7 protein-coding genes are annotated in these 6,984 nt (G+C 31.4%); 5 read left to right on the forward strand and 2 right to left on the reverse strand.

The genetic code is table 11. From position 1 onward, the window contains the following. Positions 1-72 precede the first annotated feature (72 nt). The 5 genes from BT797_RS22175 (at position 73) to BT797_RS22195 (ending at position 4,556) form a co-directional block, all read left to right on the forward strand. Positions 73-678, forward strand: coding sequence for a hypothetical protein (locus BT797_RS22175; RefSeq protein WP_075473572.1), 606 nt, complete (start codon positions 73-75; stop codon positions 676-678). Positions 679-764: 86 nt separating this feature from the next. After that, positions 765-2,168, forward strand: coding sequence for a DNA methyltransferase (locus BT797_RS22180; RefSeq protein WP_075473573.1), 1,404 nt, complete (start codon positions 765-767; stop codon positions 2,166-2,168). Between the two features lie 66 nt (positions 2,169-2,234). Continuing rightward, the gene (locus BT797_RS22185) at positions 2,235-2,984 is read left to right on the forward strand and encodes a class I SAM-dependent methyltransferase (protein ID WP_075473574.1); all 750 of its coding nucleotides are present in this window, start codon (positions 2,235-2,237) and stop codon (positions 2,982-2,984) included. A gap of 14 nt (positions 2,985-2,998) precedes the next feature. Next, complete coding sequence (locus BT797_RS22190) at positions 2,999-4,018, forward strand: HsdM family class I SAM-dependent methyltransferase (RefSeq protein WP_075473575.1); 1,020 nt, start codon at positions 2,999-3,001, stop codon at positions 4,016-4,018. A 10-nt stretch (positions 4,019-4,028) separates the two neighbouring features. Next, positions 4,029-4,556, forward strand: a complete 528-nt coding sequence (locus BT797_RS22195; RefSeq protein WP_075473576.1) for a hypothetical protein — start codon at positions 4,029-4,031, stop codon at positions 4,554-4,556. 112 nt (positions 4,557-4,668) lie between these two features. On the opposite strand, the gene BT797_RS24625 is transcribed toward BT797_RS22195, so the two are convergent. Further along, positions 4,669-4,800 carry a hypothetical protein gene (locus BT797_RS24625; RefSeq protein ID WP_280522469.1) on the reverse strand — a complete coding sequence of 44 codons (132 nt, stop codon included), beginning with the start codon at positions 4,798-4,800 and terminating at the stop codon, positions 4,669-4,671. A gap of 98 nt (positions 4,801-4,898) precedes the next feature. Next, a partial coding sequence (locus tag BT797_RS24000) for a hypothetical protein (protein WP_175545664.1) occupies positions 4,899-6,984 on the reverse strand: 2,086 nt, incomplete at its 5' end.

A 6,984-nucleotide genomic window follows, 5' to 3' on the forward strand; every position in this document is an offset into this window, starting at 1 on the left:
AAATCTCTGTTCTAAACTTGTTTTTCTGTAGCTGATTTTTCGTCAAATGGTATGTTAATTTGGAGAAAAGTTATGAAAAAGCACAATATAAAACCTACACAAAAAACCACAAATACTAACGATATTATCTGTACACCAGATTTCATTGTTGATTTTCTACATCAAAAAATCCTTCCACATGTAAAAAAATCAAAAGATAAACTAAAGATCTTCAATCCTGCTATTGGAAAAGGCAATTTAACCAATAAGCTTAAAGCTAATGGCGCTTATGTTATCGGAAACGATATTCAAGATGTAAGTATGCATAACGTTCAAGCTGATGAATTATACAACCTAGATATGAGAACTTTTGATAAGAAGTTTGAAGATATTGATCTAGCCATTGTAAACCCTCCTTTCTCTGGCTGCGGTAATAAACTTCTATATCCTGAAGTGTTTCTAGATAAGATATTTGAATCGTGTGGATATAACACACCAACGATAATAATTACTCCCCAAGGTTTGAGATTTAACTGCTCAAAGTCTTCAAAAAGATACAGAAAATTTGTAGAAATATACAATCCAATTTCTTCTGTTATTTGTTTACCGAAAGATTCATTCGGCACACTCATTCACTGCGAAATACTTGTTTTTAATGTCGATAATATTAAACCAACGTACTTTTTAGACACCATTTAACCAAAAACCAACGCAACTAATTTCAGATTAAAAAAAGGGTCTGGGGATTTTTGCGGCCAAAATTTAACAATAAGAGGAAAAAACATATGAAACACATCAATAAAAATCACGCAAATAAGAAAAATAGTACGGTTTACACGCCTGAATGTATTACAGAGTTTTTACATAGAATGATCATTCCGCATATACAAAAATCAGGGGATTCTTTGAAAGTATTTGATCCTGCCATTGGTCAGGGCGCACTGACAAAACAGCTTAAATCTGATGGTGCTTATGTCATTGGGAATGATATTGAAGATGTAAGTAAGTATGGCGTTCAAGCTGATGAACTTTATCAAGGTGATTTTGAAAAGTTTGATCAGTCTTTAGGTGATATTGATTTAGTAATTGTAAATCCACCTTTCAACGGGCATCCGTCAAAAAAGCTTTATCCAGAAGTGTTTTTAGATAAGGTTTTTGAACTGTGTGGCTATGGAGTACCAACAATAATTATCACTCCTAGTGCGCTTCGAAATAATCAAGATATTAAAAGTAAACGCTTTAGAAAAATGCGAGATATCTACGGTCAGATTACATCAACAATTACCTTGCCTTTAAATATTTTTGATGGTGTAGCGATCCCAACGGAGATTCTGATTTTTAATGTTGAAGGTCTTCAACCTCATTATTTTTTAGATAATATTTTTATAGATAAAGGTGTAGTAAAACCTAAACAGGTAAAAACAGATGGTTTTGTTATTGATGAAAGTATCAATATTCACAACGATGATGTTCTTAAAATTATGAAAAAAATGGAAGATGAAAGCATTGATTTAGTAGTTACTGATCCACCTTACAAGATAGCTACAGGTGGCTGTAAAGTAAATGGTGATACTTCCAAAAACCCTTCTGGAATGCTTAACAGAGGTGTTGCAGCTAATGATTTGAAATCAAAATGGATTAAGAAATCCAATGTGGATTTTATCAGAACAGGTTCTTTATTTAAGCATAATTCAATTAAGTTTTCTGATTGGATTCCAGAAGTTTTTAGAGTTTTGAAAAATCAAACTCACGCATATTTCATGGTCAATGATCGGAACTTAAACGAGCTTATGACAGAAGCTATTAAAGCAGGTTTCAAGCTTCAAAATGTTCTGGTTTGGAAAAAGAATAATGTTACTCCCAACAAATACTACATGAAAAACTGTGAGTTCATTGTTATGTGCCGTAAGGGTAAAGCAAAAAACATTGCAGATATGGGGACAAAAAATGTTCTTGAAGTGAATAACATCATCGGGTCTAAAACCCACCCAACGGAAAAACCAGTTGAACTATTAGAGATATTAATAAGGAATAGTTCAAATGAAGGTGATGTTGTTTTTGAACCTTTTTTAGGAACAGGAAGTGCGATGATAGCAGCTAAAAATCTTAATCGAAAAGGCGTAGCCGTTGAGATTGATGAAGAGTATTTCAAGATTGCTCAAAAGCGCTTACAGCTACAAGCAGCATAAATGATTAAAAGAAGCGGAAGACTTAACCGTGACAGGACGTTACATAACTTAATAGAGAGAAAAAACATGAAAAAACTAATTAAACATATTATTGAAACGAGTAAAAAACAACGAGTAAAACCAGAAGTTATGTTCAATACATTTATTTCTATGACTTATCAATTAACTTGCACTTCTACTTATCATCGAGATTTTAGTTATCTTGAAAAAGAGCATTTTAAATTTACAGAATTACTAGAAGGACTAATAACTAAAAATCCTTTTTCTGATGTTCTTGGTGAAGTCATGCTTGATGTTTTTAGTTTCGATAAAAAAATGCTTGGTCAATGTATGTCTCCGCCCGATATTTCTTCATTACAAGGGAAGATTCAAGGTAGATATTTAGTTGAAAAGATGAGTCATAAAAAAGAATTAGATATTAGTGATGATTGTGGTTGCGGAACTGGTTCATTAATTCTTGAACTATTAAACGTGGCTATTAATAGCAAAGCTAAAATAATCAATGTTGTGATTAATGATATTGATGAAGCGATGGTAAAAATTGCAGTTATACAGATTCGATTCAATCTAGCAATTCACAACAAAAAGAAGAAAAATAAAAAGGCGAAGATAGTAAGTTTAACTGCGTATTGTGGGAACACACTTACCGATTATAACAAACCTGAAAATCTCGTGTTTTTCCCTAACCCACACATGATTTCTGATCCGTATGTTAAAGGGTATTTTGAACATCAAGAGCATAAAAATAGCTTAATGACTTTATTAGAAATTACTGATCGATTTAAAGAATTGCCACTTAACACTAACGCAGCATAAAAAAGGAGAATATTATGATTAAAGATTTATTAACTGAATTACAAAAAGATGCAGATAAAAAAGGTGTTCATCTTCAAATAGCATTTTCTGATTTTGTAGAAGATTTATATCAAATGATTAAATCAGATAATATAGAGAGAATGAAGTATTCAACGTATTTTGAGCTTGTTTCTAAATATCCATTCTACGATATTCTAGCTGATGTATGTGTCGAAATTGGACGTTTTGATGCGAAACGTGGTCAATATATGACTCCGTTTGAACTAGCTCAATGTTTAAATAGAATGAGCCAACCCGATAAAAGAATGAATCCTGAAATGTTAGATTTTAGCTGTGGCACTGGAATTATGGGGCTAGTAACTTTACACAAAACTTATCAAGACATGTTCATTGCTGAAAATAGAATCTGTCCTTCTAGTTTTGGAATTGAGGTTAAGATTCACTTGAATGATTTAGATAATGAAATGAGTAAAGTCTCAACTATCCAGATTTACCTAAATTGGTTATTACACTGCTCTACGGTGTTTAAACTTGATCTGTTAGTTACCCAAAACAACGTTATTTCTGACTGGGAAGAACCTTTGAAAGTGATTTACCAATCAGAAGAGTCTTTTCAAAACTTTGAATCAATGAGTAAAGCAAAGAAAAATAACTTGATGTTAAACCCTCCGTTTGGACTTAAAGATTATGGTTTTGAATATGCTAAAAATAACAGTTCACAAAGTCGTTTTAAAGATGGTATTCCGAACAAAGGTGATTGTGAATATGCTTTTATTCTATCAGCGATTGATCTACTTACTGACGATGGTAAAGCGTTTTTAGTTTTGCCTAGAGGTGTACAATTTAAGGATTCTACACGGAAGTTTAGAAAATCAATGAGATTCCAAAAAATATTAGATGCTGTGGTTGGTTTACCACCTAAAATATTTGCTGAAACAAGTATTCCAACTTGTGTATTTATGCTCAATAAAGACCGTTCTGATGCAGTAAAAGCTCAAGGTGTTTATATGATGAACCTAGATCAAGCAGCTTAAAGGTGGACTTATGAGAATATATAGAATATTAACAAACAAGCGTGATTTTGAGCGTGTAATTGGTGAAAAGATAGAACATAGCCAAGATGATTTTTTCTTAATTACAGAGTCGCTAGAAGCGTTTAGAGCGATAGCTGTAGATAAGCTTTATAAGACTGAGTTACTTAAATCACTACTCAACATTTATAATCTTGAAAAGAACAATTGTGCTTTAGATATGAATCAATATCTTAAAGTTAACAACAATGTTTTATCTGAAATAAAACTTGAAGGTTTAGAGCCGTTGATCATTGAAAAGCTTTTTAATGAACGTATTTATCAAGAGCATTTAACTGATAATGATCCTGTCGTTCAAGCGCTGAATGAAGTAGCTGTAATGGTTTCTAAAAATATTGAGTTTGGTTACAATCACGAATTAAAACCAGAAATTGAAGGGTTTTGTTTTGAAATTTATGAACCTGAATATAGTAGTAAAATAATTAATGATGTATTAGAAACAGGATTAAGTTTTTATGAATATCAGAGTAGTTTTTTATAATTTCGAATATATAAACACTATTTCAGACAATGAAAAAGAACCTCAAATGAGGTTCTTTTTTTCGAAGCATTTATTGAATTGAAACTCTTGAACGTCTAACATTTTTTATTTCTTAATATGGGTAAAAGTTTGGATCATCATGTGGGTCTGGTGCGTTAATACAACTTCTATGTGTGCATTTATCATTTTCATCTAACTCTCCATCGCACCAATGACAAGTTTTCTCTGGTTCTTCTTTAAACATTATTTTCTCCTTCTTGGATATAAATTCCTTTTTAGTCTGTTAGTATTTATTTATCATAGTTCTCTTATAAATCAAATAATTGATAAAACCTACTTCTACTAAACACCAAATTTAACTTTTCTTTTATTGGTATTAGTAAGCTCTTTTTCCTGTGTGGTATTCTTTTCAAGGTAGTTAATTACTTTCTTCTTTTGCTCTGCTGTTAAGTTCATTTCATCACAGACATCTATTATCTTCTCCTTGTTTTTATCTAAAAATATTACAGGAACTTTGTTGTTAAATAGGACTTCTTTTACGTCTTTTTTAGCAACAAGTTCTACTATTTGTTTATTTAAATTATCAGCTACGAGACTATCCAGCCCTTTTAATTTTGGATTGTCGAGTAGTTCAATTCCATAGGCTTTAGTGAAGTTAAACTTCTTTTTAGGCTCTTTACCATACGTTTTAAATGTACTGCTAAAACGTTTTATTTTGCTCTTAAGTTCTATTTCAATAAGCTTGTTTAATTCTGGATCTGATTTCATATCAGGATAATCGACTGCAATTTTATGACTGTTTTTGTCAGGTGAAAATAGAAGTTGAATATGCAAGTGTCTCAAATCATCGAAGCTCTGTTTGTCAGTGCTTGGAGTAATTGTCATTACTTCACCCTCTTTCATAGATCTAACTTCTTCAAGAAGCATTGCTTTTAAAAGTATTGCTGATTGTTTAGGTCTTAAATTACTAATAGTTATTTCAGATTGACCATTTCCTAGATCTTTAAAATCAATTAGAGCTTCGCCTTTTTTATTATAATAAGTAAGTCCTTTGTCGTTGGGAATTCCTGTAATGTCTTTTAATAGTTTATCTATACTCTTTAAAAAGTAGCTTTCATCTTCAAGTAAATTCACATCAGATAAATCAAGATTTAAAAACACTCTATCTCTGTATTTAATCGTTTTTGGCATTCTGCGTAGTAAGTTTGTTTGATGATCTAAAATAGCTTGTTCATCTAAATCAAAGTAGCTATAAAGATGCTTACCTTTTAACGTACTATCTTGAAGCTTTGAAGAATTGTATTTGTGAGAAGATACATTGTTTTCATTAGCTCGTTTATTCAGTGATATTTTGTGATATGAAAGATGTTTTTGCTTATTCATATCGACCATTACGCCTGATTTTCTACATATTTCTGTAAATTGTAAAAACGCTCTTTTTTTCGCTTCGCTATGATTATTTGCTGGGAGTTTTTTTAACTCCTTATCTAGTTCGGTTTTGACCATTGCAAGATTTTTAGCTAAAACTGTTTCAAGTTCATTTACTTTAAAAGGAAGTCTTTCTTCGAGATTACCTGCTTTGGCAAAAGTCGTTAACTTTCTTGAAAATTTATCATCACCAAAACTATCTTGTGTCAGTTCAATATCTTTACCAAACGCTTTGATTTTTACTTTATCTCCTGCGGTATAGTAAAGCTCGACACCTTGTTTTTTAAGCTCTGAAACTGTCTCAGAACAGTTATAACGATTATCTAGTACAAGTGCTTCAATGTTGTCTTTAAGCTCTTCTAATTTGTCTATAGCTTGCTCATCAGTAGTTCCATCGAGTTTTATTTCTTCAATTAAACTCATTCTTGATTTTAAACCCTCTGACTTGTCATAACCTGCGGCTACACCTTGCAACAAAATATCAGCATTTTTCTTTTCAAATTCAATAGCGATTTCTTGCACAACTTTATTTGGGCTAGGCGGGTTGATGAATAATTTCGATACTGGGTCGAAACTATGGCTGATACAGTGAATGTGAATATAATTATCATGCATATGGAAATTAAAGAGCATTTCTATATCAGAAGGTTTTGTTTTTGGTCCTTTAATTTTCATGATATTTTTAGAACGATTAATATAATCTACATATTCTTCTTTTGCTTTTTGCAACATATAATCTTTAATCTTACTTTCGTCATTATTGTATTTTTTTTTGAGCTTATATGCTTCTTCAGGAGCGTAAGATGTGTAAATATGATTTAAGAAAAGTCCATTATCACCAGCCGTTTCATAACACTCGCCTTCTTCATTTAAACAACCAAATTTATTACTGTTGTTAGTATATTTATTATTAATAAACTGAATTGTTTTTTTAGAGAAGTCACGTACTGTATTTCTTGCCTTGTCTATATCGACTTTTTGACCTCTTACTCTTATATAG

This window comes from Moritella viscosa (genome assembly GCF_900120065.1).
GTDB classification, from domain to species: Bacteria; Pseudomonadota; Gammaproteobacteria; order Enterobacterales; family Moritellaceae; genus Moritella; species Moritella viscosa.

Excerpts from the sequence above, each read along its gene's own strand:
- BT797_RS22185 (WP_075473574.1), top strand. The coding sequence starts at position 2,235 with ATGAAAAAACTAATTAAACATATTATTGAAACGAGTAAAAAACAACGA.
- BT797_RS22175 (WP_075473572.1), top strand. The coding sequence starts at position 73 with ATGAAAAAGCACAATATAAAACCTACACAAAAAACCACAAATACTAAC.
- BT797_RS22195 (WP_075473576.1), top strand. The coding sequence starts at position 4,029 with ATGAGAATATATAGAATATTAACAAACAAGCGTGATTTTGAGCGTGTA.
- BT797_RS22180 (WP_075473573.1), top strand. The coding sequence starts at position 765 with ATGAAACACATCAATAAAAATCACGCAAATAAGAAAAATAGTACGGTT.
- BT797_RS24625 (WP_280522469.1), bottom strand. The coding sequence starts at position 4,800 with ATGTTTAAAGAAGAACCAGAGAAAACTTGTCATTGGTGCGATGGAGAG.
- BT797_RS22190 (WP_075473575.1), top strand. The coding sequence starts at position 2,999 with ATGATTAAAGATTTATTAACTGAATTACAAAAAGATGCAGATAAAAAA.